The following is a 26,586-nucleotide window of genomic DNA, read 5'->3' as shown; positions in this document are numbered from 1 at the left end:
GGGCCCGTCAGACGAGGACGAGAGCCTCCCCGTCGGCGCCGACGCCCACCGTGACGGTGGAGCCGTCGCGCACCTCGCCCGAGAGCAGGCCGCGTGCCAGCCGGTCGCCGATCTCGCGCTGGACGAGGCGACGCAGCGGCCGGGCGCCGTAGGCGGGGTCGTAGCCGCGCGCCGCGAGCCACCGGCGCGCGTCGTCGGTGACCTCGAGCGTGATGCGCCGGTCGGAGAGCCGCTCGGCGAAGGCTCGCACCTGCAGGTCGACGATGTGGGCGAGGTCGTCGCGGCTCAGGGCGTCGAAGACGACGACCTCGTCGAGCCGGTTGAGGAACTCGGGCTTGAACGACGAGCGCACGACGCCCATGACCGACTCCCGTCGCGCCTCGGGGCTCAGCGTCGGGTCGGTGAGGAACTGCGACCCGAGGTTGGAGGTGAGCACGAGGATGACGTTGCGGAAGTCGACGGTGCGACCCTGGCCGTCGGTGAGGCGGCCGTCGTCGAGGACCTGGAGCAGGATGTCGAACGTCTCGGGGTGGGCCTTCTCGACCTCGTCGAGCAGGATGACGGAGTAGGGCCGGCGGCGGACGGCCTCGGTCAGCTGGCCACCCTCCTCGTAGCCGACGTAGCCGGGAGGCGCACCGATGAGGCGCGCGACGGAGTGCCGCTCGGAGTACTCCGACATGTCGATGCGGACCATGGCGCGCTCGTCGTCGAAGAGGAAGTCGGCGAGGCTCTTGGCCAGCTCGGTCTTGCCGACGCCGGTCGGGCCGAGGAAGAGGAAGCTGCCGGTCGGCCGGTCGGGGTCGGAGACCCCGGCCCGGGTGCGGCGCACCGCGTCGGAGACGGCTCGCACGGCGTCGGTCTGGCCGATGAGGCGCGCACCGATGTGCTGCTCCATGTGCAGCAGCTTCTCGGACTCGCCCTCCATGAGCCGGCCGGCGGGGATGCCGGTCCAGGCGGAGATGACGTCGGCGATGTCGTCGGCGCCGACCTCCTCCTTGACCATCGGCTCGTCGTCGCCGGTCGTGGCCGCGGCCTCGCGCTCCTGGGCGGTCGCGAGCTCCTTCTCGAGGGTCGGGATGTCGCCGTAGAGGATCTTGGACGCGGCGCCGAGGTCGCCCTCGCGCTGGAGCCGGTCGGCCTGCGTGCGCAGGTCGTCGATGCGGGCCTTGAGGTCACCGACGGCGTTGAGCCCGGACTTCTCGGCCTCCCACCGGGCGTTGAGGGCGGCGAGCTCCTCGGACCGGTCGGCGAGGTCCTTGCGCAGGCGCTCGAGGCGGTCCTTGCTCGCCGCGTCGCTCTCCTGCTCGAGGGCGAACTCCTCCATCTTGAGGCGGTCGACGGCACGCCGGAGCTCGTCGATCTCGACGGGGCTCGAGTCGATCTCCATGCGCAGCCGGGAGGCGGCCTCGTCGATGAGGTCGATGGCCTTGTCGGGCAGCTGGCGGCCGCTGATGTAGCGGTCGGAGAGGCTGGCCGCGGCGACCAGGGCGGAGTCGGCGATGGTCACCTTGTGGTGCCCCTCGTAGCGCTCCTTGAGGCCGCGGAGGATGGCGATGGTGTCCTCGACGGAGGGCTCGCCGACGAAGACCTGCTGGAAGCGGCGCTCGAGCGCCGCGTCCTTCTCGATGTGCTTGCGGTACTCGTCGAGGGTCGTCGCGCCGACGAGGCGCAGCTCGCCGCGGGCGAGCATGGGCTTGAGCATGTTGCCGGCGTCCATGGCGCCCTCGCCGCCGGCGCCAGCGCCGACGACGGTGTGGATCTCGTCGATGAAGGTGACGATCTGGCCGTCGCTGCCCTTGATCTCCTCGAGGACGGCCTTGAGCCGCTCCTCGAACTCGCCGCGGTACTTCGCGCCGGCGATCATCGAGCCGAGGTCGAGGGAGTAGAGGGTCTTGTCGCGCAGGCTCTCGGGCACGTCGCCCTCGACGATGCGCTGGGCGAGGCCCTCGACGACGGCGGTCTTGCCGACGCCGGGCTCGCCGATGAGGACGGGGTTGTTCTTGGTCCGGCGCGAGAGCACCTGGACGACACGGCGGATCTCGGCGTCGCGGCCGATGACGGGGTCGAGCTTGCCCTCCCTCGCCCGGGCGGTGAGGTCCGTGCCGTACTTCGCGAGCGCCTCGAAGGTGCCCTCGGGGTTGTCGGACGTCACGGGACGCCCGCCGCGCAGCTCCGGGATGGCCGCCTCGATGGCATCGGCGTCGAGGCCGAACTGGCCCGTGCGAGCGATGGCGAGGAGGAGGTGGTCGGTGGACACGTAGGAGTCGCCCGTCGCCGTCATGTACTGCTGCGCCTGCTGGACGACGCGCCCGGCCGTCGCCGAGAGCTGCGGCTGCTGGGCGCCGCCGGTGACCTGCGGCATGGCGGCCATGGCGCGCTCGGCAGCGGCGGTCGCCGCAGCGACGCTCGAGCCCCCGGCGGTGAGCAGGGCCGGGGTGGTCGTGCCGCTCTGGGCTGCCAACGCGAGCAGCAGGTGTGCCGGCTCGATGTTCGGATGGTGCTTGCCCGTCGCGGTCGTCGCGGCCTGGGCGAAGGCCTCCTGAGCCTTGTTGGTCAGCTGTAGGTCCATGCGTACTCCTGGTGAGGGATCGGTTCACTGGGATCAACCGGCGCTGACTTGAGTCTATTCCACTCAACTTCGTGCGTCACGGGATGGTGACGTATACCGCCGGGGCGCGCCGCCGCGCCGGCGTGGAGCGGCCCGCCTAAGGTCGCGGGATGGACCGCACCGCCATCGCCGACGAGCTGCGCACCGCGCGCTTCCGCACCACCCAGTTCCGTCAGGGCTACGACGAGGGGGCTGTCGACGACCTCATCGACGGACTCGTCCAGCGGCTCCTGTCGGGCGACGCCGACCACGAGATCGTCGCCGCGGTGCACGCCTGCCTGTTCCCGACGACGACCGCCCGGCGCGGTTACGACATGGCCGACGTCGACGCCGCCCTCGATCGGGTCACCACCGCGCTCGGCGGGGCGACCACCCCGCCCGGCGACACGAGCGCCGACTCCGGCGTGAGCCCGAACGCCGCCGCGAGCACCCGCGGTGCGTCAGGGCCGGCTGCTCCGCTCCCGTCCGCCGTCACGGAGCCCCCGCGTGGCTTCCTCGCGCGCCTCCTCGGTCGCTGACCTGCCCACGAGTCACTGTCGATCGTCACCTGGAGCGCGCGGCCATCACCGCTGCTCAGTCGTGCGGGTCGGGGTCGTACCAGCCGTCGTGGGCTGCCGCGAGCGCCTGGAAGCGGACGGCATACGCGGGGTCGGAAGGGGTGCGGACGTAGACCGCCCACTCGTGGGCCTCGGAGTCGTCCTCGCCCGCGAGCGCCTCACGCACGACCCGGACGTCGGGCAGCCCCTCTGCCTCGAGCTCCTCGGCGAGCTCCTCGGCGACGTCACGCTCCGGCAGCACGATGAGGTGCTGGGCGTCGTCCGTCGGGCTCACCCGCCCAGCCTAGGACCGACCGACGACCTCGTCCGGCTCGGCGCCGGTCTCGATGACGCGCTGGGCGACCTCGCGCAGCTTGACGTTGTGGTCCTGCGACGCGCGCCGGAGCACGTCGAAGGCCTCCTCCGACACGATCCGGTGCCGCTCGATGAGGATGCCCATGGCCTGGCCGACGAGCCGGTGGCTCTCGACCGCGCGCTCGAGGTTGGCCTCGTTCTGGCGGAAGCGGTCGACCGTGACGATGCGGTCCACGGCCTGCGCCAGCGCGTGCAGGAGCAGCTCGGCGACGGTCCGCTCGGCCGGACCGGGACCCGGCGCCTGCGCCACGCCGGCCCACACCCGGCACGTGGCGTGGATGCCCGAGGACTCCATGAGGATGCCGCGGGTCCCGGCGCCACCGGGCTCCATCGGCCCCACCGTCTCCCTCGTCTCCCCCGCCTCCCCCGTCTCCCCCGTCTCTCTGTCGAGCTCGACGGGACCGGAGAGGACCTCGCGGACGGCCGGGGGCAGCGCCGACGGCGGAACGACACCCGAGGCGTTGGCGAGCAGGTCGTGCTGGGTGGCGGTCATCCGGATCACGGCCTCGCCGGAGAGCGCCTGACCGAGCGCGGACGCAGCGAGTGCGAGCGCCTCCTCGAGGTCCTCCGCACGGACCAGCTGCCGCGCCGCGGCGGTGATCCGAGCTGCCACGTCGGGCACGCGGTCGTCGTTCGCTGCCGTCGCCGGACGCAGGACCGTCACGGGGGCCTCCAGGGTATGCGTGGGAAGGCCCGCGAACTTGGAGGCAGGACAGTGTTGCATCCCGCGACGCCGCCGGACAAAGCACGACACGAGGCAATTGCTGGGAAAGGCCAATTCCCCGGCGGCACAAGGCCACACGCACGCGACCTCCGGAGCCCCAGGCCCCGGAGGTCGCGTCTCGACAGCGGCGGTCAGGCCTGGTCGGGGTCCTGCCCGCTCTCGACGACCCGCGCCGCGATCTCGCGCAGCTTGACGTTGCGGTTGAGCGAGGCCTGCCGGAGCATCTCGAAGCTCTGCGTCGCCGTGATGCGGTGACGCTCGATGAGGACACCGACGGCGTGGCCGATGAGCCGGTGGCTCTCGATGGCCTGCTCGAGCTGGTGCTCCTTCTGGGCCCGGGCCTGCCGCGCGACGACCCGGTCGACGGCCTGGCCGAGCGACTGCGCGAGCAGGTCGCCGACGATGAGCTCGTCACTCGAGACGAGCCGTGGCTCGTCGAACTGCACCCAGGCCCGGCAGTCGGAGTCCTGCGCGGTCGGGAGCAGCAGGAGGCCCTCGCGCTTGTCGCCGACGAGGACGTCGTGGCGGTGGGGCGAGGACTCGAGCCCGCGCCGGACGCCCGGGTCGAGGTCGGCGACGTCCACCCGACCACGCGGGGACAGCACGACCGACTCCCCCTTCGTCGGCGAGACGCGCAGGGTCACCGTGCCGTCGAAGAGCACGGTGAAGCCGGTGACGGCCGTGGCGAGCACCTGGTCGAGCTCCTCCGCGGTGGCGAGGTCGACGGCGATCCGGGCCGCCAGCTCGCGCCGCATGCGCGACTCGCGCTCGCGCGTCTCGTCGCGGACGACGACGATGACGAAGCCGTCGTGCTCGGCCGTGCCCGGCACGCTCGCCGCCCGGACGTGGACCCAGGCCTCACCGCCACCGCGCCTCAGGATGCGGTAGCGGTCGTCCTCGACGGGACGGCCGGACTGGAGCAGCTCCATGCGTCGCTGGTGCGCGCTGCGCTCGCCGGGCGACTCGGACTCCGGGATCCACCACGGGTAGGGCGGCACGAGCGGGCCGTCGGCGAGCGACCAGCCGAACGTACGCGTGAAGACCTCGTTGACCTGGACGACGAGACCGTCACCGTCGACGACGACGAACGGCTCCTGGATGGCACCGAGGATGGCGCGGAGCCACGCGGCGTCGCGTGACCGCGAACGGGCTCGCACGAGGTTGGCGGCGAGGCGCGCGCGCAGCTCCTGGGGCTGGAACGGCTTGATGACGTAGTCGTCGGCACCTTCGAGCAGCCCGGTGGTGCTGGCCTCGACACCGGCCCGCGCGGAGAGCAGGACGACCGGCAGGTCACGAAGGCTCGGGTCGGCGCGGATCTCCCGCACGAGCGTCAGGCCGTCCATGCGCGGCATCATGACGTCGGCGAGGACGATCGACGGCCGCCGGACGCGGAGGTGCTCGAGGGCCTCGATCCCGTCGCGCACCGACACGACGTCGTAGTCGACGACGCAGTGGCGCGCGATGTAGTCGCGCATGTCGTGGTTGTCCTCGACGACGAGCAGCGTCGGGCGCACCGCGTCGGGCCTCGTGGCCGGTGACGTGGGGCCGGGCAGCTGCGCCGGTGCCTCACCTGCGTCAGCGGTCGACGCCTGCATCTCGGCCGCGACGGCGTCGCGCACGACCCAGCTGCTCGCCTCGTGGATGAAGGACTCGGCCGAGCGCGGCGTGATCGAGGGGCGCAGCGCGGCCCGCTCGGCGGGTCGGCCCCACGGGAAGGACACGGTGAAGGTGCTGCCACGCCCCTGCCGCGACTGGACCGCGACCCGGCCGCCGAGCAGGTCGACGAGCTGGCGCACGAGCGACAGGCCGATGCCGGCCCCTTCGCGCGACCGTCGGTCGTCGCCGCGGTCCAGCTGCCGGAAGCGGTCGAAGACGAGGTCGAGGTCCTTCTCGGCGATGCCGATGCCGGTGTCGGTCACGGAGACGGCGAACCCGGTGTCGGTGCCGCCCAGGTGGAGCGAGATGCGCCCGCGCGCGGTGAACTTCAGGGCGTTCGACAGCAGGTTGAGCACGATGCGCTCGAACATGTCGACGTCGATGTAGGCCTCGTGGTCGAGGTCGTCGCACACCACCTCGAACTCGAGGCCGGTGCGCTCGATGGCGGGGCGGAAGTTCGCGCCGATGCCGGTGACGAGCTCCTCGACGTCGGCCGGGACCCAGTGCGGCTCGACGGCACCGGCCTCGACCCTCGTGAGGTCGAGGATGCGGTCGACGAGGCCGGCGAGGCGGTCGGTGTTGCGGCGGATCAGCTCGAAGCGTTGGCGCTGCTCGGGGTCGAGGCCGTCCGCCTCGAGGGCGTCCTGCACCGGTCCGGCGATGAGCGTCAACGGCGTGCGCAGCTCGTGGCTGACGTTGGCGAAGAAGTCGGACTTCGCGACGTCGAGCTCGGCCAGCGCCTCGGACCGGTGACGCTCCTCCTGGAGGCGGCGGATGCCGCTCAGGGCCATCGCGACGTGCGAGGCGCACAGCTCGGCGTAGACCTGCAGCTGGGCGTCCCACGGGCGCCGGGGGTTCTCGGTGAGCAGCAGGTGCGCCGTGGGCTCGAGCAGCCCGGGCTCGACGACGGGCACGACGTGCACCGTGCGGCCCTCGTCGTCGACGGTCGCCGGCGCGGCGTCGCCCGCCGCCCACCAGCGCACGTCGCTCGCGAGGTGGTCGAAACCGTCCGAGCGGAGCACCTCGAGGGCGCGACGGCGTACGTCCTCCGCGTCCTCGGCGTCGGCCAGCGACGCGAAGAGCCGGGACGCCACGTCGGCGCGGCGTTCGGCCACGACCTTCGCCGTGGTCTCGGTGGCGACGTTGAGCACGCCGACGACCGAGCCGGAGTCGTCGTGGATGGCGCCGTAGGACCACGTGAAGTAGGCCTCCTCGAGGTAGCCGGCGCGGTCGACGACGAGCAGCTCGTCCTCGACCCACGTCGCCGGGCCGCCACTGGTGACGCCCTCGAACATCGGTCCGATGACGTCCCAGACCTCGGGCCAGACGTCACGCACCGGTCGGCCCCACGCCTCGGGGTGCTTGCTGTCGCCGAGCATCGTGCGGTAGCCGTCGTTGTAGAGCATGAGCAGGTCGGGGCCCCAGCAGACGAGCATCGGGAACCGCGACGACAGGCAGACGTCGACGAGGACGCGCAGGTTGGCCGGCCAGGACTCGACCGGCCCCAGGGAGGTCGCTGACCAGTCGGTGCGCAGGAACAGGTCGCGCATGCCGGTCGGGGACGAGGGCACGCCGAGGCCCGAGGCGTTCGTCGTGGGGGCGCCGGAAAGGACGCCCTCGGGGTGGTGCGGGGTCACGCGACCTCCGGGACTGGGGTCAAGAAGCTGCCTCCGGCGGCATTCCACAACGGCGCGCCCCATCTGCTTGAGGCGTGCACAGTCTGACACACGCCAGCGACACCCCGAGGCGAGAAGCTAGCGCTCGGGCCGCCACACGACGAGCGCCTGGGACGACGGGGCCCTGGGCGGGCGCTGGCCCGGTCGGACCGCCACCACCTCGCCGCGCGGACCGACCGCGAAGACCCGGGCGCCGGACGACAGGGCAGCCTGGGCCGCCGCCAGCTCGGCCGTGAGCTCCTCGACCCGCGACCGGAGGGCCGTCACGTGGTTCTCGAGGTCGAGGATGCGCTGGATGCCGGCGAGGGAGACCCCCTCCTGCGACAGGCGCTGCACCTCCCGGAGCAGCTCGACGTCGCGCGTGCTGTAGCGCCGTCCGCCCCCGCGCGTGCGCGACGGGGAGACGAGGCCGAGCCGGTCGTACTGCCGCAGCGTCTGCGCGTGCATGCCGGCCAGCTCGGCCGCGACGGAGATGACGAAGACCGGTGCGTCGTCGTCGTGCCCGCCGGGGCGGGCGCTCTTGCGGGCCATCATCGTCACCCCTGTCCCGTCAGGCGCGAGCGCGCTGGAAGAGGTCGGCGCGGGGGTCGTGACCGTCCTCGGCTGCAGCCATCTTCTCGACGGCCTCACGGGCCTCGTCGGTCAGCCGCTGCGGCACGACGACCTGCACGCGGGCCAGCAGGTCGCCGACGTGGTCGCCCCGCTTGACGCCGCGACCCTTGAGCCGCAGGACGCGGCCGCTCGGGGTGCCGGGCGCGACCTTGACCTTGACCGACCCGCCGTCGAGCGTCGGGACCGCGACGGTCGCGCCGAGCGCGGCCTCCGCGAACGTCACGGGCAGGTCGAGGGTGAGGTTGTCGCCGTCGCGGCCGTAGACCGGGTGCTTGTCGACGGCCACGGTGAGGATGAGGTCACCGGCCGGCGCGCCGGGGTCGCCCTGGCGACCCTTGCCACGCAGGCGGATCCGCTGGCCGTCCTTGACGCCTGCGGGGATGCGGGCGTTGATGCGGCCGAGGTCGGGAGAGCTGAGCGAGACCGTCGAGCCCTCGACGGCGTCGCGGAAGCCGATGTGCGTGCTCGCCTGGACGTCGGCCCCGGGGCGCGGCCCCGCCGTCGCGCCGTAGCTGCCGTAGCCGCCGCGGGGAGCGCCGGCAGCGCCGCCGCCGAACATCTGCCCGAGGATGTCCTCGAGGTTGGGCTGGCCGCCGGCCCCGCCGGTGTCGAAGCGCACGCGCTGGCCACCGGGACCACCGGCCCCGCCGAAGGCGGAGAAGATGTCCTCGAAGCCGGCACCCTGGCCACCCGCGCCCCCCGCGGTGAAGCGGGCACCGCCGTGCGACATCGCGCGGATCGCGTCGTACTCTCGCCGCTTCTCGGGGTCGGACAGGACGGCATACGCCTCCCCGACCTCCTTGAAGCGCTCCTCCGCCTTGGAGTCGCCGACGTTGTGGTCGGGGTGCATCGTGCGCGCGACCTTGCGGTACGTCTTCTTGATCGTCGCGGCGTCGGCGTCCTGGGGCACGCCGAGGATCGCGTAGAAGTCCTTCTCGAACCAGTCCTGACTAGCCATGGCGCACCTCCTCGTTCACGGTGACTCTCACGCTGCTCCCATCATCGGGTATGCCGCCGGGCTGCGTGCGCAGCCCGGCGGCGGACGTCTCAGGCGGGGTCGGCAACCGAGACCCGCGCGGCACGGACGAGCCGGTCACCGATGCGGTAGCCGGGCTGCAGCACCTGGACGACGGTCGTGCCCGTCGCGCCCTCGGGCAGCTCGGCCTCGACGTGCATGAGGGCCTCGTGCACGTTGGGGTCGAACTCCTGGCCGGCCTCGCCGACGCGCTCGACGCCGAAGCGACCGAGGGTCGCCTCGAGCTTGTCGGCGATCGCCGCGAACGGACCGCCGGCGAGGTCGCCGGCCTGGCGGGCCATGTGGATGTCGTCGAGGACCGGGAGCAGGGACTCGACGACGCTGCCGACCGCGGTGTGGCGGATGACCTCACGGTCGCGGTCGACGCGCTTCTTGTAGTTGACGTACTCGGCCTGCAGTCGCTGCAGGTCGGCGAGCAGCGTCGCGGCCATGGTGTCCTCCTCGGCGAGGGCCACGCCCTCGGTCTCCGAGGACTCGCCGGACTCGCCGGACTCGCCGGTCTGGCCCGAGTCGTTCGCGGTGTGGTCGAACTCGTCCTCACCACCGGGCTCGGACGACGCGCCCGCGCCGCCCTCGTAGTAGCTGTGGTGACGCGCGCCGTGGGCGGAGTCGCCCGAACCGCCACGGGGCGGGGTGCCGGCGGCGTCGCCGCCGGCACCCGTCGCGCCCGTCGCGGTCACGTCGGGCTGCTCGCCGGACGTGCCGTGGTGCGGGGACTCGGTCACTTGGCGTCCTTGGCCTCGTCGTCGTCCACGACCTCGGCGTCGACGACGTCGTCGTCGGACGCGCCGGACCCACCCGCCGTGGCGTCGTCGGCGGGAGCGCCGTCCTGCGCCCCGGCAGCACCCGCGGCGTTCGCGGAGGCCTGCTCGGTGGCGTACACGGCCTGGCCCATGGCCTGGGACTTCGTGTTGAGGTCCTCGACCTTGGCCTTGATGTCGTCGGCGGTGGCCTCGGAGCCCTCGGCGATGGCGGCCTTGAGGTCGGCGAGCGACTCCTCGACCGGCGTCTTGACGTCGGCGGGGACCTTGTCGCCCGACTCCTTGAGGAAGGACTCGGTCGAGAAGACGAGCTGCTCGGCCTGGTTGCGGGCCTCGGCCTCGTCGCGGCGCTTGCGGTCCTCGTCGGCGTGCGCCTCGGCGTCCTTGACCATCTTGTCGATCTCCTCCTTCGACAGGGCCGAGCCGCCGGTGATCGTCATCTTCTGCTCCTTGCCGGTGCCCTGGTCCTTGGCGGAGACGTTGACGATGCCGTTGGCGTCGATGTCGAAGGTGACCTCGATCTTCGGCACCCCGCGCGGGGCCGGCGCGATGCCGGTCAGCTCGAAGGTGCCGAGCGACTTGTTGTGCTGCGCGATCTCGCGCTCACCCTGGAAGACCTGGATGAGGACCGACGGCTGGTTGTCGTCGGCGGTGCTGAAGATCTCGGAGCGCTTCGTCGGGATGGCGGTGTTGCGCTCGATGAGCTTGGTGAAGAGGCCACCCTTGGTCTCGATGCCGAGCGAGAGCGGCGTGACGTCGATGAGCAGGACGTCCTTGCGCTCGCCCTTGAGGACACCGGCCTGCAGGCTCGCGCCCATGGCGACGACCTCGTCGGGGTTGACGCCCTTGTTGGGGGCCTTGCCGCCGGTCAGCTCGGTGACGAGCGCGGTGACGGCCGGCATGCGGGTGGAGCCACCGACGAGCACGACGTGGTCGATGTCGGCGACCTTGATGCCGGCGTCCTCGATGACCTTGTGGAACGGCGCCTTGGTGCGGTCGAGGAGCGACTTCGTCATCTGCTCGAACTGCGCGCGGGTGAGGTTCTCGTCGAGGTGGATCGGGCCCTCGGGCGTCATCGAGATGTACTGCGCCGAGATGTTGGTGCTCGTCGCGGTGGAGAGCTCCTTCTTGGCGCGCTCGGCCTCGTCGCGGAGGCGCTGCATCGCGATCTTGTCCTTGGACAGGTCCTGACCCGTCTTGTTCTTCACCTGCGTGATGAGGTGCTGGACGACGACGTCGTCCCAGTCGTCGCCACCGAGGTGGTTGTCACCGTTGGTCGCGCGCACCTGGATCGTGGCGAAGCCGTCCTCGGCGTCCTTGCCGACCTCGAGGAGGGACACGTCGAACGTGCCGCCACCGAGGTCGAAGACGAGGATGAGCTCGTCCTCCTTGCCCTTGTCGAGACCGTAGGCGAGCGCGGCGGCGGTGGGCTCGTTGACGATGCGCAGGACGTTGAGGCCCGCGATCTCACCGGCCTCCTTGGTGGCCTGGCGCTCGGCGTCGTCGAAGTAGGCGGGGACGGTGATGACGGCGTCGGTGACGGTCTCACCGAGGTAGGACTCGGCGTCGCGCTTGAGCTTCTGCAGGATGCGCGCGCTGATCTCCTGGGCGGTGTACGTCTTGCCGTCGATCTCGGGCGACTTCCAGTCGGTGCCCATGTGGCGCTTGACCGAGCGGATCGTGCGGTCGACGTTCGTGACGGCCTGGCGCTTGGCGACCTCGCCGACGAGCACCTCGCCGTTCTTGGAGAACGCGACGACGGACGGGGTCGTCCGCCCGCCCTCGGCGTTCGCGATGATGCTCGGCTCGCCGCCCTCGAGGACGGAGACGGCCGAGTTGGTGGTACCGAGGTCGATTCCGACGGCACGTGCCATGGGTGACTCCTTGTGATCTAGAGATCGTGTGCAGCTGGTGGTCTGGTGGAACAGGTCCTCGCTCAATCTGCTCCGGCTCCGACGTGATTGTCAAAACCGGACTCGCAAATCTTGCGTTCACCCGACTCAACTCTGGGCGTTGCGCGATTGTTCCCGCCCACGGCCGGCTCTTCACCCGAATCCGCCCCACGCACGCCCCGGGAGCGGGACCATGTCGGGATGGGAGTCCCGTGGGGGGTCTCGCGCGACGGACGGGGGGTCCGGTGCGTGTCGCGATGAAGCGCGTCGTCCTGACGCCGTTCCGGCCGCTGCTGGCGCTGCCCGTCATGCGCCGCATCGGCTTCCACGTCCAACGCATCGGTGCGGGCCTCGACCTGCACTTCTTCCGGTCCCTCCTCGGGGCGGTCATCGGGTTCGTGCTGCTCGCAGCGCTCCTCGTCACGGTCTTCGAGGCGGAGAAGCGGTCGGCCAAGGGCCTGGTGGGCTCGTTCTACTGGGCCGTGACGACGGTCATCGGGTCGGGCGACTCGAGCTACGTGACGTCGGGGCCCGGCTTCGTCATCGGCTGGTTCCTCGCCTTCTTCGGGGTCGCGATCGTCGCCGCCCTCACTGCCGCGCTCGTCGGCTTCGTCATCGACTTCCTGCTGAAGGAGGGCCAGGGCATGGGTGCCGCCGGCTACGAGGACCACATCGTCGTGTGCGGCTGGAACTCCACCGCACGCGAGCTCATCGAGGAGCTCAAGGGCGACGAGTTCACCGCGAAGATCGTGCTCGTCCACGACAGCGAGAACAACCCCGCCGGCATGGGCGTCTACTTCGTGCGCGGCGACGTGACCAACGCCCACGACCTCGAGCGCGCGGGGATCCGGGAGGCCTCCGCGGCCATCGTCTTCCCCGCCGACGGCAGCAACGAGGCCGACATGCGCTCGATCCTCGCCGTCCTCGCCATCGAGACCCTCGCCCCGTCCGTGCGCACCGTCGTCGAGGTCAACAACCCCAAGCACGTCGAGCACTTCGAGCGGGCGCGTGCCGACGAGATCCTCGTGACCTCCCGCCTCGCGTCGCGGCTGCTCGCCCGCTCGGCGCTCTACCCCGGCCTCGCCGGGCTCGTCACCGACATCGTCTCGGGCGGCGAGGGATCCGAGCTCTACCGGGTGTCGCTCCCCGACGACTACGCCGACCTCTCCACCGACGAGCTCTCGGCCCGCCTGCGGGCCGAGCACGAGGCGACCCTGCTCGCGATCGTGCGTGACGGGGTGACCGTCGCCAACCCGAAGGCCGACTTCCGCCTGCGCCGGGGCGACCACGCGGTCGTCGTCGCCGAGAGCCTCGGCACGCTGAGCCCGCTCGACCACGAGAGCGCCCTCGAGCCCGACGCCGCCGCACCCCCGGTGCCCGACGCGCCGCGGGGGCTCGCGAGCCGCCTGCGCCGCGCCTAGGTGTACTCGACCCGTCGCAGCCCGAAGGCCGCGCGCAACGGCGCGACGTCGGCCCCCGGCACGTGCTCGTGCGCGAGGTCGTACGTCTCCTCGACGAGGGCGACCAGCGTGGCCACCGCGTCGTGCGGGGGCGCGACGAGCAGCGCCCGGATGCGCTCGACGAGGCGCTCGGGGCGGTGGGCCAGCAGGGTCGCCTCGCGGTCGAGCCACTTGTGGAAGGGGTGCGGCATCCACACCCGGTTGACCGCGAAGAGGGCGTCGAGCACCCCCTGCACGCCGTCGACGAGGTCGCGGTGGAGCAGGACGACGTCGTCGCGGGCCGCGAGCATCTCGAGCCGCTCCCGGGGCCGCAGGTCGAGCGCCTCGAGCACCTGGGCCACGGCCAGGGCCTCCGGGTAGTCGTCGCACCGCGCACGCCAGGCTTCGACGACCTCGCGGCCGTGGAGCGGTATGCCGTCGCGCAGGGCGGTGACGCGCACCTGCAGCTCCGCCTCGGTGTCGCCCGCGAGCACCCGGTCGAGGTAGGTGTCGATGGTCGACGTGACGAAGCCGCTGACGTCGGTCTTGACGCCGCCGACGAGCAGGCCGTCGGCCCACTCGTGCTCGTCCTCCTCCGCGTAGACCCGGGTCAGCCCGGCGCCCTCGATCGCCGCCTCGCGGTCGGCCACGGTGGGCGGCGCGGACCAGTAGACGTCGAGCTCGATGTCGGACGACGCGTCCGCGAGGCCGCGGGCCACGGACCCGCCGATGAGCGCGGCCGCGACCTTGGGGTTCGCGGCGTACGCCCGGACGGCCTTGCGCGCCAGCGCGACCCGACGCTCCACCTCGTCCACGGTCGGCCTCGTCAGCCCGCCGCCGGGAGGCGCACGCTCGACACCGTGGTCAGCACGGGGTGGGCGTCGTCGCCGTCACGGACCTCGCCACCGCGCCAGACGATCGAGAGGTCCCGACCCTGGACGGTGAGCTCGGCGAGGCAGTTGTCGAACCACGGCCCGTCGGTGACCGCCCACGGGTAGGCCGGGTCCGGCACGCGTTTCGAGTGCTCGGCGACGAACCGCATCGGCCGCACGAGCCCCCGCGCGAAGGCCGACATCATGACCCGGACCATCCGCGGCATCGGGTTGCGGATCGGCGAGCAGACGGCCTGGACGACCCTCGACGTCGCCCCGTGACGCGTCCGCGCGTCGACGACCTCCGCGACGTAGGAGTTGTGGACGTCGCCGGAGAGGAAGACGACGCTCGCCGGTGCCGGTCCGCGCTCTCCGCGCGCGACCTCCATGACCATGTCGAACACCTCGACGAAGCCGTCGTTGAAGGCGGCCCAGTGCTCGAGGTCGATGGACTGCCGTGCCTTCTCGGCGGCCTCGGCGACGAGGCGCCCGTGGGTGCCCATGGCGAGCACCTCGTCGATGGCCTCGAGGTCGTGCAGGCCCGGCGGGAGCATGAACGGCAGCGACGTGCCGATGAGCAGGTGCTCGACGTCGCCGGTCAGCTGCTCGTCGAGCCAGCGCATCTCGTCGGGGTCGAGCATCGACCGGTGCTGCGGCTCGAGGACCCGGGCGGCCCGGGAGTCGACGACGACGAGCCGGACGTCGCCGAGGTCGCGCCGGAAGCTCCAGCGGTAGACCTCGGGGTGGCGGTCCGAGCGGCGGGCGAGGTCGAAGACGGGCTCGGTCAGGTCGAGCTCCTCCCCTGCGGCGTCGGCGCCGGCGAGGACCTGCGCGTAGATCTCGTCGTCGGCGAGCTGGGACGGCGAGAGGTTGCCGATGTGCTGGTAGACCCAGTACGACGAGAGGCCGCCCATCAGCCTCTCGTGCCACCACGGGGTGCGGTTGATCTCCTCGTGCCAGGTCCACGACGTGTTCCAGTCGTCGCGGATGTCGTGGTCGTCGAAGATCATGCAGCTCGGCACCGTCGACAGCAGCCAGCGGTTCGCCGCGTCGCCCCACGCGAGCCGGTAGAGGTGGGCGTACTCCTCGTAGTCCTTGATCTCCTCGCCGGGCGGCTCGGTGATGTCGCGGCGGGCGGCGATGAACGCGCGCATCGCCTCGGACGTCTCGTCGGCGTAGACCTGGTCGCCGAGGAAGGCGACGAGGTCGGGCCACTCCTCCTCGCCCCTGGCCAGCGCCAGAGCAAGGGTGCGCAGTGCGTCGACGCCGTTGGTGCGGTGGCCCTCCCGGTCGTGCGGCACGGTGGTGCGGCACGAGCCGAAGAGCAGCCGGGTCGGCCGGCCGCGGTCGATGGTGCGGATGCGCGGTGGCGGGAAGGCGCTGTCGGGCTCCGGCCAGACCGGGGTGTCGTCGATGCTGACGGCGTAGTCCCAGGACCCGCCCGGCTCGAGCGCGTCGACGACCACGAGGGCGTAGTGGTGGCCCTTGACGGTGAAGGTCGGTGCCGTCCAGTCACGCCCGTCGGCGTGCACCGTGACGAGCCCCGGACCGGACGTCTCGACCCACACGGTCGCGTCGGTCTCGCCGATGTAGCGCAGCATCGGGCCGAGGACGAGCGACCCGGCGGGGTCGTGGGCGGAGTCGGATTCGGTCATGCCCCAGCATTGCCCCACCCGGGCGCACCCGGGGACGAAAACGCCTGTGAGAACCCGGTGCAGGGGCGCGGCACACGCCTCGTCGACGTCACGACGACACGTGCTCGGCGAAGAAGGCGAGCATCCGGTCCCACGCGTCGGCGGCGACGTCGGCGTTGTACCTCGACGGCGAGGTGTCGTTGAAGAAGGCGTGCCCGACGCCGTGGTAGACCCGCGCCGAGAAGTCGACGCCGGCCTGCTGCATGCGCGACTCGAGCTCGGGGACACCGTCGGTGATGCCGTGGTCGTCCTCGCCGTACAGGGCGAGGACGGGGCACCCGATCGTCGCGGGGTCGGCGTTCTCGGGGAAGGTGCCGTAGAACGGGACCGCCGCACGCAGCCGCGGGTCGGCAGCCGCGAGGGCGAAGGCGTACGTCCCGCCGAAGCAGAAGCCGACGACGCCCACCCGGCCGTCGACGCCCGGCTCGTCGACGAGCGTGTCGACGACGGCGCGCAGGGCCGGCACCGCCCACGCCGCGAACTCCGGCTGCCGCGCCGGGGTCGTGGCCGCGCGCATCTGCGGCTGCGCCGCGATCCGGTCCTCCTCGGAGGCGCTGGACATCAGCTCGACGATCCGTGCACCCACCTCCGGCGTCAGCCCGACGTGGCCGAGCAGGTCGGGCGCGACCGCGACGTAGCCCTGCGCGGCGACGCGGTCGGTGACGTCCTTGATGTGGTCGGCCAGTCCCCAGATCTCCTGGATGACGACCACGGCGCCGCGTGGCGTCCCGGTCGGGTCGGCGCGGTAGGCGGTGAGGTCGTGCTCGGGGAGGTCGATCATCGTGCCCATGCACCATTCCTACCCCCTGCGGCGACAATCGGGTGGTGACCGACGAGCCGACCACCGCCTGGCTGACCCGGCTCGCCGCCGGCGTCGGCCAGCGGGCGGCGGACGTCGTGCGCCGGACCACGCCGTCGGGCGCCGAGCTGGCCGTCGTCGGGGACGTCGTCGTCAAGCTCCACCACCCGAGGACGGATGCCGCCGAGCTCGGGGCGCGGCTCGGCGCCGTCGCGCGCCGGGCCGGCCCCGCCGTGTGGGTGCAGCCCCTCGAGGCCCTGCCGCGCCGGGCCCCGGACGGCCGGCTCGCGACGGTGTGGCCGCGCGTCGAGGTGCTCACCGAGGCCGACCCGGACCTGCCGTGGGTCGCGGCCGGGGCGCTGCTCGCCGAACTGCACCGCACGGACCACGCGTCCGTCGGACAGCTTCCCGCACAGGGAGGTCCGGCCCGCGTGGCTCGCGCCCTGACCCGGGTGCGCGGCCTGGACCACCCGGCGGCCCAGATGCTCGGGCGGCTCGGCACCCGGCTGCTCGACGAGGTGGCGACGTCCACCGTGCGCCGCGAGGTCGTCCACGGCGACTGGCACCTCGGCCAGCTGGCCCGCACCGAGGACGGACTGCGCCTGCTCGACGTCGACGACCTCGGGACCGGCGACCCGGCCTGGGACCTGGGCCGGCCCGCCGGGTTCTGGGCCGCCGGGGCACTCGAGGACGCCGCGTGGGAAGGCTTCCTCGGGGCCTACCGCGAGGCCGGCGGGACCGCCGTCCCGGGAGACGGCGACCCGTGGCCGCACCTCGACCTGCCCGCCCGCTGCGCGGTCTTCGTCGCTGCGGTCCGCCCCCTCGTCGTCCAGCCGGCTCACAGCACGGACCCAGCGGACGCCCTGTTGGAGGCGTGTGCCCGGATGTGAGGATGGGGTCATGAGCCAGCAACCGCCCCCGTTCCCGCACCAGGACTCGACCGGTGCCGCCTACCAGCCGCAGGGCTTCGTGTGCCCGAAGTGCCGCGGCGCGATGCGCACCTACGACCGCAACGGCGTGCACGTCGAGCAGTGCGACCAGTGCCGCGGGATCTTCCTCGACTTCGGCGAGTTCGAGCACCTGAGCCAGCTCGAGAGCCGCTTCGTCGCCCAGCCGCCGCCCCAGCAGTACGGCGGACCGAGCTGGGGCAACCGCGGCGGCAAGCACTACCGCAAGAAGGGCATGGCCGGCCTCTTCTTCTCGAGCTGACCGGTGGGTCCGACCGACGAGCCGGACGGGCAGCCGTATGCCGTCCGCCGGGCGCTCGCGCACGTGCGCGGGCTCTCGGCCGGGCCGGCGCTCGACCCGGCGCTGCGCGTCACCCTGAACTTCCACCCGGACCGGCTCGTGCGCGGCGAGCCGATCCTCGCCGTCATGGCCCGCGACGGCGTCTACCGCTCCCAGTTCGAGACCGGCACGAGCAACGGTGGGCTGACGGCCCACCCGGGCGGTGACCGGTGGCGGTGGGAGAGCCGGATCTTCGGCGGCGCCTACGACGACACCGAGCCGGCCCTGCGCCCGAAGTACGGCGCCGTCGACCTGCACCGTCGGCCGTACGGCGCGGCGCCCCGCTTCGGGTCGGCCCACGTGCGGCTGGCGGCGCACACGCTCGAGCGGACGACGTTCTGCTTCCCGGACAGCGTCTTCGAGCCCGAGCACTTCGGCACCGCAACGGCTTTCGCGCTCGGTGAGCGTGCCGAGGCCGCCGACCACGACCTCCTCGACGACTACGTCGAGGCGCACGTGCACGGCGTCGTCGACCTCGCCCGTGACGTCGAGGCGCTCGTGCTCGACCCGGGCTATCGCGGCACCGACGTCGAGGCCGACGCGCTCGGGCTCGGCGTGCCCGTCGAGTGGCACCCGGGCTACCGGCTCGACGTCGCGACCCTCCGCGCCCACCCCGGCTACCGCGGCCCCGAGTTCGTCGCTCTCGGTGAGTCGCTCGCCGTCGACGGCGTCGTCACGCCTCAGGTCATCGGTGCGGCCTCGCGCGCTGGACGGCACGACGAGCAGGCCCTCAAGCGCGTCTGGCACTATGTCGCGCGGTTCGGATCCGTCTCTGCCTGAGGGGTGCTCGCACCGTCGGCGGTGACGACGGTCGTCACGACCGTCGTCACCGAGGGGCAGCGAGGCGTCGACGAGAAGCCGAACCGACAGGGCGGGTCGACGGGCGCGAGCGACCCCAGCGCCACGCCCTCGAAGCGACCCTCGATCGCCGTCACGACGTGGAGGTCGGTCGCGCCGTAGAACTCCTGCCGGCCCTCGAGCGCCGTGCCGCGGGTCCGGACACCGCGCAGGACGGCCCGGGCGACGGGGTCGATGAGCGTCGCCCACCGGGGACTGGCCGCGACGCGCGAGGGCACGGCCCGCAGGAGCCGGCCGAGCGGCATACGCCCTCCGACCGTGAGGTCGAGCGACAGGGACGGCGAGGTGACCTGCCAGCCCTCCCGGTCGGCGCGCACGGCGATCGGCTCGAGGCGCACCTCGTCGAAGACGTACGTCGCCCTGATGAATTCCGCGACCTCCGGGCTCGGCGCGATGAGCACCCGGCGCCCGCCGGCCGTCTCGACCATGGCGTCGCCGAACGACCCGAGCGGCGTGCGCAGCCACGAGCCCACGACGACCCGGACGCCGGACGCGGAGCCGACGCCGGCGATCTGCCCGTGGAAACGCTGCGCTGGCACGTCCCGAGCGTAGGTCAGCCGCAACCGCCCGCTCACTCGACCCGGCTGACGGTCTCCTCGATGCCGGCGACGAGCCGCGAGTAGTCGTCGGTGGGCGACCCGCCGAGCACCGACCCCCAGGCCGGGACGAGCTCGGGACCGTAGCGGTGGCCGTAGCCGTCGGGCGGGTCGTGGCCGACGGCCATGTCGGTGGTCAGCTGCCAGAACGTCACGAAGGGGATCCACGTGACGTCGGGGTTGACGTCGCGTCCCCGCGGCTCGCGCAGCCAGTCCGGCTCGGCGCCGAGCAGGGCCGGGTTCCACCAGACGACGGGGTCGGACGCGTGCTGGGCGTAGACGAAGCGCGGGAAGTCCCACGTGCCGTAGTCGCGGCCGTAGTAGTCGTGGGTCAGCTGGTCGCCGCTCGCCGCGAATCGGATGTGCAGGCCCGCGTCGACGACCGGCACGATCTCGGGCGACCCCTCGTTGCGCCGGGCCGTCAGCGAGGCCGCGATGTCGGTGAAGCTGGGGGTGCCCACCCAGACCCCGCCCTGGGCGCGCGCGAGCATGTCGTCGGCGTCGGCGAACGCCGCCTGACCGCCGTAGGACCCGAGCGACTCCCCGCCGACGACGAGCTGCGGACGGTCGTCGGCCGGCAGCGTGCGCCACACGGCATACACCTTGTCGAAGAGCGCCTTGCCCGCCTCGCGCGGGGTGTCGCGGTCGGTCATCATCGACATCGCGCTGGGCAGGTAGGAGTACTGCATCGCGGCGATCGCGCTGTCGCCGTTGCTGAGGTACTCGACGGACTGGGCCGACCAGTCGTCGACCCAGCCGGTGCCCGTCGTCGTGAAGACCGCGAGCACCTGACGGTTGAAGGCCTTGGTGCGCTGCAGCTCCGCGACGACGGCGTCGGCGACGTCGGCGACCGAGCGGTCCGGCGTGCGCCCGGCGTAGACGCGGATCGGCTCGATCGCGCCGCGGTCGGTCGCGGCGGAGATCTGCGCGGCCGTCGGCGCGCTCGTGACGAACATCTGGCCCTGGAAGCCGAGGCTGTCCCACGGCTCGAGCGAGGCCGGGCTGCCGGACCGCAGCGGCGACGTCGGGGCGGCACGACCGGTCGGCGCGGTGTTGACCTGCGCCGCGACGCCCGCGAAGGCCTGCATGCCACGGTGGAAGAGGACGCTGTCGGTCACCCACGCCGTCGCGAGGGCCACGACGACGACGGCGATGACGGTGGCGATCGTCTTGGGCAGCACGTGGCCGGCCGCCTCGGCGAGCTGGTGGGTCGCCCCGCGCAGACCCCGCGCCACCGCGAGGAAGAGGACGGCCACGACCGCCGCGAGCGCGAGCGCGAGGGCCCAGTCGAGCGGGTCGAGGGGCGTGAGCTGGACGAACGCCGCCGTGCGCGCCTGCGAGCGCACGTTGGCGACGGTCAGGCCGAGGACCGCCACGGCCCCGAAGACCGGCGCGGCGACGAGCAGCCAGTGCCGGGCCTCGCCGCTCACCGTGACGCGCAGGTCGATGAGGCGGGCGACGCGGCGCACGACCCACGCGACGAACACGCCCAGCGCGTAGCCGGCGACGGCGCACAGCCCGCTGATGAGGCCCTGGTAGTACCACGTGCGCGGCAGCAGGCTCGGGGCCATCGACGTGAGGAAGTAGGCGGCACCGAAGAAGAGCCCGGTGCGCGACACGTGCCACCAGGCGCGGCCCGCGCCGGGGTGGATGCGCTGGTCGGACACGTCGGGCATGGCTCCACAGTAGGTCGCACCGGTGCCGCGCCGCCTCGGGTTTCGCCCCTAGGTGACGACCCTGACCCGGCACCCTCCAGGCACCCTCGCGGCGCCCTCCCGGGCGCTCGTCGTCCCGCCCGGGCACGATTGGGGACATGCGCGACCTCGAGAGCCGGATCACGACCTTCAGCCGCGACGGGCTGCGCTTCGACGTGACCGACGCCGGGCCCCTGGACGGTGACGTCGTCGTGCTGCTCCACGGCTTCCCGACCGACCGCACGAGCTGGGACCGCGTGGCCGCCCGCCTGCACGAGGCGGGCCTGCGCACCCTGGCCCCGGACCAGCGCGGCTACTCCCCCACGGCCTGCCCGCCCGACCGGGACGCCTACCGTCTCGACGAGCTCGTCGCCGACGTCCTCGGACTCGTCGAGGCCTCCGGGCGCGAGCGGGTCCACCTCGTCGGCCACGACTGGGGTGGCGCCCTCGCGTGGCTCGTCGCGGGCAACCACCCGACGCGCATCGCCTCGCTGACCGTCCTGTCGACGCCGCACCCCGCCGCCATGTCGCGGGCCTGGCGCACCGGCACCGAGCAGAAGCGCAAGTCCTGGTACATGGCTGCCTTCCAGGTCCCGCGCCTGCCCGAGCGGGCCCTCGCCGCCCGTTTCGACCGCCTCATGGCCCGCTCGGGCCTCCCGGCCGCCGACCGGAGCAGGTATGCCGTCCGGCTGGCCCACGCGGACGCGCTCACGGGGCCGGTCAACTGGTACCGCGCCGCCCGGCACTCCGGCGTCGGGGCGCACCGCGTCGAGGTGCCGACGACCTACGTCTGGGGCTCGCGCGACCCGTTCCTCGGCCGGACCGCGGCCGAGCTGACCCGCGAGCACGTGACGGGCGACTACGAGCTCGTCGAGCTCGACGCGGGGCACTGGCTGCCCGAGACCCGCGACGCCGAGTCCGCCGCGGCGATCCTGCACCGGGTCGCACGAGCCGGCTGAACGGCATACGCCCCCTCACCCGGAGGGTGACGGACACCTCGCCCGATGCGGGGAACACCGGCGAGCGCGGGTAGGTTGCACGACCGTGAAGATCGACATCTGGTCCGACATCGTGTGCCCGTTCTGCTACCTCGGCAAGCGCCGCCTCGAGGGCGCGCTCGCGCAGTTCGAGCACGCCGACGAGGTCGAGGTGACGTGGCACAGCTTCGAGCTCGACCGCGGCGCCGAGCCGGTGTCGGACGTCGCGCTCGTCGACCTCGTCGCCGCGAAGTACGGCACGACGCGCGAGCAGGCCGTCGCGCAGCACCGGTCCATGGCGGCCGCGGCCACCGAGCTGGGCCTCGCGTTCAACTGGGAGCAGGCCCGCTACGGCAACACCTTCGACGCCCACCGGGTCGTCCACCTCGCCGCCGAGCAGGGCCTCGCCGACACCGCCCACGAACGCCTCATGCGCGCCTACTTCACCGACGGCCTCGCGGTCGGGGACCGCGACGTGCTCGTGCGGCTCGCGACCGAGATCGGGCTCGACGAGGGCACCGTGCGCGCGATGCTCGAGTCGGAGGACTACGGCAACCACGTGCGCAGCGACGAGGCCACGGCCAAGATGCTCGGCATCGAGTCGGTCCCCTTCTTCGTCTTCGACCGCAAGTACGGCGTCTCCGGCGCCCAGCCCGTCGAGGTCTTCACCCAGGCCCTCGAGACCGCGTGGTCGACCCGGCACGAGGTGCCGGAGCCCGTCGCCGTCGGCGGTGGGTGCGGCGGAGGCTGCGGCGCAGGTGGCTGCGGCGGAGTCTGCGGCGCCTGAGGCGCACCTGACGGGCCCCGCGGCCCTACCGTGGTCGGGTGGCCCACCCCCTGATGTTCGACGGCGCGGACCCCTACCTCGCCCGGGTCCGCGACATCTGCCTCGCGCTGCCCGGCGCCGACGAGAAGGTGTCGCACGGGCGCCCGACCTTCTTCACGACGAAGGTGTTCGTCACCTACGGCGGAACGGTCAGGGGCGACCACGACCCGGAGCCCTACCGCCAGTCGGTCCTCGTCCTCCCGGACGCCGCCGAGCGCCCGGCGCTCCTCGGTGACGGGCGCTTCTACGACCCGGCCTACCTCGGCCCCTCCGGCTGGGTGGGTCTCGACCTGCGCGCGTGCGGCTCGCCGGAGGAGGTCGACTGGCAGGAGGTGGGCGAGCTCGTCGACGCCTCCTACCGCCTGACGGCCCCGGCCCGCCTCGTGCGCGAGCTCGACACCTCCGGGTCGTGACCCCGCCCCTCGGCCACACGCGCCTGCGGGGCGCGTAAGGTACCGCTCGCTGGACGACGAAAGGCGCACATGGGACGGCACACCGACCCCGCGGTCCTGGGATCGCGGCGGGCCGCCGTGGTGACCCTGACGGTGTCTGCGCTGCTCGTCGTCGGCGGTGTCGCGATCCTCCACGAGTCCGGTGGGATGCGTCCCGGCCACCCGTCGACGCCGTCCACGCCCTCGGTGCCGGCGGTCACCCCGACCGACCGCGTCGACGACGCCACCGAGCCGGGTCGCACCCCCTCGACGGCACCGACGACACCGACGACGACCACGACGTCACCACAGCCGTCACTGACCACGCGCGTGCCGGCACCGCTCGTCACCGTGCCGGATCCGACCCGGGACGCGGTCCCGCAGCCGACAGGGACGTCCGCGTCGACCGGTGCGGCCGGGGCCACGGGCACGCCGAGCCCGACGGCGACCGCCAAGCCGGCGCCCCCGCCACGGGCGGGCGTCGCCCAGCAGGTCGTGGCCCTCGTCAACGTCGAGCGGTCCCGCGCCGGCTGCGGCCCGGTCTCGGCGAACGCCGCCCTCCGTCGTGCGGCCCAGGGCCACAGCGACGACATGGCCGCGCGCGACTACTTCTCGCACACGAGCCCGGACGGGGTCACCTTCGCCGAGCGGATCCGCGCCGCGGGCTACGACGGCGGCGCCATCGCCGAGAACATCGCGGCCGGCCAGACGAGCGCCAAGGACGTCGTGCGCAGCTGGATGGCGAGTCCCGGACACCGCACGAACATCCTCAACTGCGGCTACCGAGACATCGGCGTCGGCTACGCGACCGGCGGCTCCTACGGCACGTACTGGACCCAGACGTTCGGCGGCTGAGCCACCCGTAGGTTGGGTGCCATGAAGCCGTGGCACGCGCAGGACCGGCACGTCGTCCGCCTCGACTGGGGCCCCGGGGCCGCCGAGGAGCTGACGGCGTATGCCGTCGCCGCGGGTTCGCCCGTGTGCGCGGTCGTCGTCGACGTCCTCAGCTTCACGACGTGCGTGTCCGTCGCCGTCGACGCGGGCACCCGGGTGCACCCCTACCGGTGGAGGGACGACTCGGCCCCGGCCTTCGCCGAGGGGCTCGGCGCGACGCTCGCCCGAGGTCGGTCGGAGACCCGCGTCGAGGGCGGCGTCAGCCTGTCGCCGTCCTCGATCCGCGCGGCGGGACCGCTCGCCGACCTCGTCCTGCCCTCGCCCAACGGCTCGACGACCACCGCCGTGCTCGCGGGCGCGGGCGCCGACGTCGTGGCGGCCTCGCTGCGCAACCGCACCGCGGTGGCCGCGTGGCTCGTCGACTGGCTCGACGCGTCGCGACGGTCACACGGGCCGGCGTCGCAGCCTGCGGTCCTCGTCGTTCCGGCGGGCGAGCGCTGGCCCGACGGGTCCCTGCGCCCGGCCGTCGAGGACCTCTGGGGTGCCGGAGCGGTCGTCGCCGCCCTCGCCCGCCTCCTCGAGCACCGGGGCGGGCCCCTGCTGCTCAGCCCCGAGGCCGAGGCCGTGGGGGCGGCCTGGCTGGCCGTGGAGGACCGGATCGGCGACGCCCTGCACGCGTGCGCGAGCGGACGCGAGCTCGTCGAGCAGGGCTGGCCGGACGACGTGGCGGTCGCGGCCGAGCTCGACGCGTCGTCCGTCGTCCCGGTGCTGACGGACGGCGCCTACACGGCACACCGCGGCTGACCCCTCACCCCGGCGACACGGCATACGGCGTGCGCCTGCAGACGGACGACCGTTGGTCGCCGACCCGGCGCGACACACCGGACGACACGCCGGTCGGGTGGGTTCTGGCCGACCGACGGTCGTCGGTCGGCGCCGACCCGGACTACTGCCCGAGGGCCGTCCAGAAGGCCGACGCGGCGCGCGACGGGCGACCGGTGCGCCGCTCCGACCAGTCGGCCGAGGTCATGAGCGCGGTGACGGCGTTGACGCCGAGCCAGCGCAGCGGCTCGGGCTCCCAGTCGCGAGACGTGCGCCCCGCCCAGGGCAGGGTGGCCAGGCCCTCGGGGTCGTCGCCGCGGATCATCGCGGCCAGTGTGCGGCCGGCGAGCGCGGACGTCGCGACGCCGTCGCCGACGTAGCCCCCGGCGAAGGCCAGACCGGTGTGGCGGTCGTGGCGCACCGACGGGAACCAGTCACGCGGCACGCCGAGGTTGCCGCCCCACGCGTGCGTGAAGGTCACCCCGTCGAGGACGGGGAAGAGCTCGAGCAGGATCCGGCGCAGGGCGGCGTGGACGCGCTCGTCACGGTCGTAGAGCGGGGAGACCTTGGAGGCGTAGTGGTAGGGAGCGCCCCTGCCCCCGAAGGCGATTCGTCCGTCGCGGGTGCGCTGGCCGTAGATCGTCAGGTGCCGATTGTCGGCGAAGGTCGTGCGCTTCTCGAGGCCGATCTGCGCCCAGGTGTCGTCGGGCAGCGGCTCGGTCGCCGTCATGAGCGAGTAGATCGGCGCGATGGCCCGGCGGCGCCCGGCGACGGTCGGCGTGTAGCCCTCGGTGGCGAGGACGACGTGCTCGGCCCGCACGGTGCCGTGCGGGGTGACGACGCGGTGGCTGCGCACGTCGACGGCCGGCGTGCGTTCGTGGACGACGACGCCGCGCCGCTCGACGGCGTCGGCGAGCCCGCGGACGAGCCGGGCCGGGTGGATGGCCGCGCAGTGCGGCGTGAACGACCCGCCGAGCGCGTCGCTGACACCGGCGACCGCCGTGACCTCGTGCGCGTCGAGGAGCCGGTGGTCGTCCTCACCGAAGCCCCACCCCCGGTGGTCGGCGACCTCCTCACGGACCCGCTCGAGCTGGGCGGGGTTGCGCGCGACGGAGAGGTAGCCGCCCTGGTCGAAGTGGCAGTCGATGCCCTCGGCGTCGGCGATCCGTCCGACGTCGGCGACCGTGTCGTGGAGCAGGTGCTGCATCCGCACCGCCGCCTCCCGGCCGCGCTCGGCCGCCATCCGCTTGAGCGAGGTGGGGAACAGGGCCGAGCACCAGCCGCCGTTGCGGCCCGAGGCGCCGAAGCCGGCGACCTCCTTCTCGATGACGGCGACCCGGATCGTCGGGTCGGCCGTGACGAGGTGGTATGCCGTCCACAGTCCGGTGTAGCCGGCCCCGACGACCGCGACGTCCACGTCGACGTCGGTGTCGAGCGAGGGGCGCGGCTCGATGTCGTCGATCGTGTCGTGCCAGAGGCTGAGGCCGCGGTAACCGCTCGGGGGCATGGCCGGGATCATGC

The 26,586-nt window shown here is 73.1% G+C and carries 24 protein-coding genes; 10 read left to right on the top strand and 14 right to left on the bottom strand.

Annotated features, from left to right (window positions below):
• Positions 1 to 7: 7 nt before the first annotated feature.
• Complete coding sequence (gene clpB / locus ACSQ2D_RS03275; RefSeq protein ID WP_435984597.1) at positions 8 to 2,569, bottom strand: ATP-dependent chaperone ClpB; 2,562 nt, start codon at positions 2,567 to 2,569, stop codon at positions 8 to 10.
• A 149-nt stretch (positions 2,570 to 2,718) separates the two neighbouring features.
• Between clpB and ACSQ2D_RS03270 the strand changes: the two genes are divergently transcribed.
• Positions 2,719 to 3,126, top strand: a complete 408-nt coding sequence (locus ACSQ2D_RS03270; RefSeq protein WP_435984596.1) for a DivIVA domain-containing protein — start codon at positions 2,719 to 2,721, stop codon at positions 3,124 to 3,126.
• Positions 3,127 to 3,181: 55 nt separating this feature from the next.
• Here the strand turns inward: ACSQ2D_RS03270 and ACSQ2D_RS03265 are convergent, their stop codons facing one another.
• The 7 genes from ACSQ2D_RS03265 to dnaK all read right to left on the bottom strand — a co-directional run bounded on the left by ACSQ2D_RS03265 (position 3,182) and on the right by dnaK (position 11,858).
• Complete coding sequence (locus ACSQ2D_RS03265; protein ID WP_435984595.1) at positions 3,182 to 3,439, bottom strand: hypothetical protein; 258 nt, start codon at positions 3,437 to 3,439, stop codon at positions 3,182 to 3,184.
• Between the two features lie 9 nt (positions 3,440 to 3,448).
• Complete coding sequence (locus ACSQ2D_RS03260; protein WP_435984594.1) at positions 3,449 to 4,183, bottom strand: ANTAR domain-containing protein; 735 nt, start codon at positions 4,181 to 4,183, stop codon at positions 3,449 to 3,451.
• 191 nt (positions 4,184 to 4,374) lie between these two features.
• Positions 4,375 to 7,536, bottom strand: a complete 3,162-nt coding sequence (locus ACSQ2D_RS03255) for an ATP-binding protein (protein WP_435984593.1) — start codon at positions 7,534 to 7,536, stop codon at positions 4,375 to 4,377.
• 117 nt (positions 7,537 to 7,653) lie between these two features.
• Positions 7,654 to 8,109, bottom strand: a complete 456-nt coding sequence (locus ACSQ2D_RS03250; RefSeq protein WP_435987807.1) for a heat shock protein transcriptional repressor HspR — start codon at positions 8,107 to 8,109, stop codon at positions 7,654 to 7,656.
• 16 nt (positions 8,110 to 8,125) lie between these two features.
• Positions 8,126 to 9,145 (bottom strand): DnaJ C-terminal domain-containing protein, encoded by a 1,020-nt coding sequence (locus ACSQ2D_RS03245; RefSeq protein ID WP_435984592.1) that lies wholly within the window; start codon positions 9,143 to 9,145, stop codon positions 8,126 to 8,128.
• Positions 9,146 to 9,234: 89 nt separating this feature from the next.
• Positions 9,235 to 9,948, bottom strand: coding sequence for a nucleotide exchange factor GrpE (locus ACSQ2D_RS03240; RefSeq protein ID WP_435984591.1), 714 nt, complete (start codon positions 9,946 to 9,948; stop codon positions 9,235 to 9,237).
• A complete protein-coding gene (gene dnaK / locus ACSQ2D_RS03235) occupies positions 9,945 to 11,858 on the bottom strand; it encodes a molecular chaperone DnaK (RefSeq protein WP_435984590.1) in 1,914 nt (637 codons plus the stop codon). Before dnaK ends, ACSQ2D_RS03240 begins: the two co-directional genes overlap by 4 nt.
• Positions 11,859 to 12,133: 275 nt before the next feature.
• Here dnaK and ACSQ2D_RS03230 point away from each other — a divergent pair, with 275 nt between their 5' ends.
• Positions 12,134 to 13,297: a potassium channel family protein gene (locus tag ACSQ2D_RS03230; RefSeq protein ID WP_435984589.1), complete on the top strand. Its 1,164-nt coding sequence runs from the start codon at positions 12,134 to 12,136 to the stop codon at positions 13,295 to 13,297.
• Here ACSQ2D_RS03230 and ACSQ2D_RS03225 read toward each other — a convergent pair.
• The 3 genes from ACSQ2D_RS03225 to ACSQ2D_RS03215 form a co-directional block, all read right to left on the bottom strand.
• Positions 13,294 to 14,130 (bottom strand): hypothetical protein, encoded by an 837-nt coding sequence (locus ACSQ2D_RS03225; protein ID WP_435984588.1) that lies wholly within the window; start codon positions 14,128 to 14,130, stop codon positions 13,294 to 13,296. The two genes, ACSQ2D_RS03230 and ACSQ2D_RS03225, sit on opposite strands and share 4 nt — an antisense overlap.
• Positions 14,131 to 14,141: 11 nt before the next feature.
• Positions 14,142 to 15,842, bottom strand: a complete 1,701-nt coding sequence (locus ACSQ2D_RS03220) for an alkaline phosphatase D family protein (RefSeq protein ID WP_435984587.1) — start codon at positions 15,840 to 15,842, stop codon at positions 14,142 to 14,144.
• Positions 15,843 to 15,930: 88 nt separating this feature from the next.
• Positions 15,931 to 16,671, bottom strand: a complete 741-nt coding sequence (locus ACSQ2D_RS03215; protein WP_435984586.1) for a dienelactone hydrolase family protein — start codon at positions 16,669 to 16,671, stop codon at positions 15,931 to 15,933.
• A gap of 35 nt (positions 16,672 to 16,706) precedes the next feature.
• Between ACSQ2D_RS03215 and ACSQ2D_RS03210 the strand changes: the two genes are divergently transcribed.
• Genes ACSQ2D_RS03210 through ACSQ2D_RS03200 form a run of 3 tightly spaced genes read left to right on the top strand, consistent with a single transcriptional unit; the run spans position 16,707 to position 18,747 of the window.
• A complete protein-coding gene (locus ACSQ2D_RS03210) occupies positions 16,707 to 17,570 on the top strand; it encodes a phosphotransferase family protein (RefSeq protein ID WP_435984585.1) in 864 nt (287 codons plus the stop codon).
• Positions 17,571 to 17,580: 10 nt separating this feature from the next.
• Positions 17,581 to 17,889, top strand: coding sequence for a zf-TFIIB domain-containing protein (locus tag ACSQ2D_RS03205; RefSeq protein ID WP_435984584.1), 309 nt, complete (start codon positions 17,581 to 17,583; stop codon positions 17,887 to 17,889).
• Positions 17,890 to 17,892: 3 nt separating this feature from the next.
• The gene (locus ACSQ2D_RS03200) at positions 17,893 to 18,747 is read left to right on the top strand and encodes a DUF3626 domain-containing protein (protein WP_435984583.1); all 855 of its coding nucleotides are present in this window, start codon (positions 17,893 to 17,895) and stop codon (positions 18,745 to 18,747) included.
• On the opposite strand, the gene ACSQ2D_RS03195 is transcribed toward ACSQ2D_RS03200, so the two are convergent.
• Together ACSQ2D_RS03195 and ACSQ2D_RS03190 are read right to left on the bottom strand one after the other, a co-directional pair.
• Positions 18,714 to 19,364 (bottom strand): hypothetical protein, encoded by a 651-nt coding sequence (locus ACSQ2D_RS03195; protein WP_435984582.1) that lies wholly within the window; start codon positions 19,362 to 19,364, stop codon positions 18,714 to 18,716. The genes ACSQ2D_RS03200 and ACSQ2D_RS03195 overlap by 34 nt on opposite strands.
• A 32-nt stretch (positions 19,365 to 19,396) precedes the next feature.
• Entirely contained in the window at positions 19,397 to 21,097 is a 1,701-nt protein-coding gene (locus ACSQ2D_RS03190; RefSeq protein ID WP_435984581.1) for an alpha/beta hydrolase, read from the bottom strand.
• Between the two features lie 137 nt (positions 21,098 to 21,234).
• Here ACSQ2D_RS03190 and ACSQ2D_RS03185 point away from each other — a divergent pair, with 137 nt between their 5' ends.
• The 5 genes from ACSQ2D_RS03185 to ACSQ2D_RS03165 all read left to right on the top strand — a co-directional run bounded on the left by ACSQ2D_RS03185 (position 21,235) and on the right by ACSQ2D_RS03165 (position 25,047).
• Positions 21,235 to 22,074, top strand: a complete 840-nt coding sequence (locus ACSQ2D_RS03185; RefSeq protein WP_435984580.1) for an alpha/beta fold hydrolase — start codon at positions 21,235 to 21,237, stop codon at positions 22,072 to 22,074.
• A gap of 85 nt (positions 22,075 to 22,159) precedes the next feature.
• A complete protein-coding gene (locus tag ACSQ2D_RS03180) occupies positions 22,160 to 22,879 on the top strand; it encodes a DsbA family oxidoreductase (protein WP_435984579.1) in 720 nt (239 codons plus the stop codon).
• A gap of 38 nt (positions 22,880 to 22,917) precedes the next feature.
• Entirely contained in the window at positions 22,918 to 23,331 is a 414-nt protein-coding gene (locus ACSQ2D_RS03175) for an MmcQ/YjbR family DNA-binding protein (RefSeq protein WP_435984578.1), read from the top strand.
• A 69-nt stretch (positions 23,332 to 23,400) separates the two neighbouring features.
• The gene (locus tag ACSQ2D_RS03170; RefSeq protein ID WP_435984577.1) at positions 23,401 to 24,204 is read left to right on the top strand and encodes a CAP domain-containing protein; all 804 of its coding nucleotides are present in this window, start codon (positions 23,401 to 23,403) and stop codon (positions 24,202 to 24,204) included.
• A gap of 21 nt (positions 24,205 to 24,225) precedes the next feature.
• Entirely contained in the window at positions 24,226 to 25,047 is an 822-nt protein-coding gene (locus tag ACSQ2D_RS03165; RefSeq protein WP_435984576.1) for a 2-phosphosulfolactate phosphatase, read from the top strand.
• 142 nt (positions 25,048 to 25,189) lie between these two features.
• Here ACSQ2D_RS03165 and ACSQ2D_RS03160 read toward each other — a convergent pair whose 3' ends face one another.
• On the bottom strand, positions 25,190 to 26,572 hold the full coding sequence (locus tag ACSQ2D_RS03160) for an NAD(P)/FAD-dependent oxidoreductase (protein ID WP_435984575.1): 1,383 nt from the start codon (positions 26,570 to 26,572) through the stop codon (positions 25,190 to 25,192).
• Between the last annotated feature and the right edge of the window lie 14 nt (positions 26,573 to 26,586).

The sequence above is a fragment of the Terrabacter sp. LjRoot27 genome (genome assembly GCF_964254175.1).
Classification (GTDB): Bacteria; Actinomycetota; Actinomycetes; order Actinomycetales; family Dermatophilaceae; genus Terrabacter.
This window is presented reverse-complemented; position numbering and strand designations above follow the sequence as displayed.

Bases quoted from the DNA above. Each gene is read 5' to 3' on its own strand.
- ACSQ2D_RS03205 (WP_435984584.1), top strand. From the start codon at position 17,581: ATGAGCCAGCAACCGCCCCCGTTCCCGCACCAGGACTCGACCGGTGCC.
- ACSQ2D_RS03215 (WP_435984586.1), bottom strand. From the start codon at position 16,671: ATGGGCACGATGATCGACCTCCCCGAGCACGACCTCACCGCCTACCGC.
- ACSQ2D_RS03190 (WP_435984581.1), bottom strand. From the start codon at position 21,097: ATGCCCGACGTGTCCGACCAGCGCATCCACCCCGGCGCGGGCCGCGCC.
- dnaK (WP_435984590.1), bottom strand. From the start codon at position 11,858: ATGGCACGTGCCGTCGGAATCGACCTCGGTACCACCAACTCGGCCGTC.
- ACSQ2D_RS03170 (WP_435984577.1), top strand. From the start codon at position 23,401: ATGGGACGGCACACCGACCCCGCGGTCCTGGGATCGCGGCGGGCCGCC.
- clpB (WP_435984597.1), bottom strand. From the start codon at position 2,569: ATGGACCTACAGCTGACCAACAAGGCTCAGGAGGCCTTCGCCCAGGCC.
- ACSQ2D_RS03165 (WP_435984576.1), top strand. From the start codon at position 24,226: ATGAAGCCGTGGCACGCGCAGGACCGGCACGTCGTCCGCCTCGACTGG.
- ACSQ2D_RS03220 (WP_435984587.1), bottom strand. From the start codon at position 15,842: ATGACCGAATCCGACTCCGCCCACGACCCCGCCGGGTCGCTCGTCCTC.
- ACSQ2D_RS03230 (WP_435984589.1), top strand. From the start codon at position 12,134: ATGAAGCGCGTCGTCCTGACGCCGTTCCGGCCGCTGCTGGCGCTGCCC.
- ACSQ2D_RS03245 (WP_435984592.1), bottom strand. From the start codon at position 9,145: ATGGCTAGTCAGGACTGGTTCGAGAAGGACTTCTACGCGATCCTCGGC.
- ACSQ2D_RS03160 (WP_435984575.1), bottom strand. From the start codon at position 26,572: ATGCCCCCGAGCGGTTACCGCGGCCTCAGCCTCTGGCACGACACGATC.
- ACSQ2D_RS03250 (WP_435987807.1), bottom strand. From the start codon at position 8,109: ATGATGGCCCGCAAGAGCGCCCGCCCCGGCGGGCACGACGACGACGCA.
- ACSQ2D_RS03185 (WP_435984580.1), top strand. From the start codon at position 21,235: ATGCGCGACCTCGAGAGCCGGATCACGACCTTCAGCCGCGACGGGCTG.
- ACSQ2D_RS03270 (WP_435984596.1), top strand. From the start codon at position 2,719: ATGGACCGCACCGCCATCGCCGACGAGCTGCGCACCGCGCGCTTCCGC.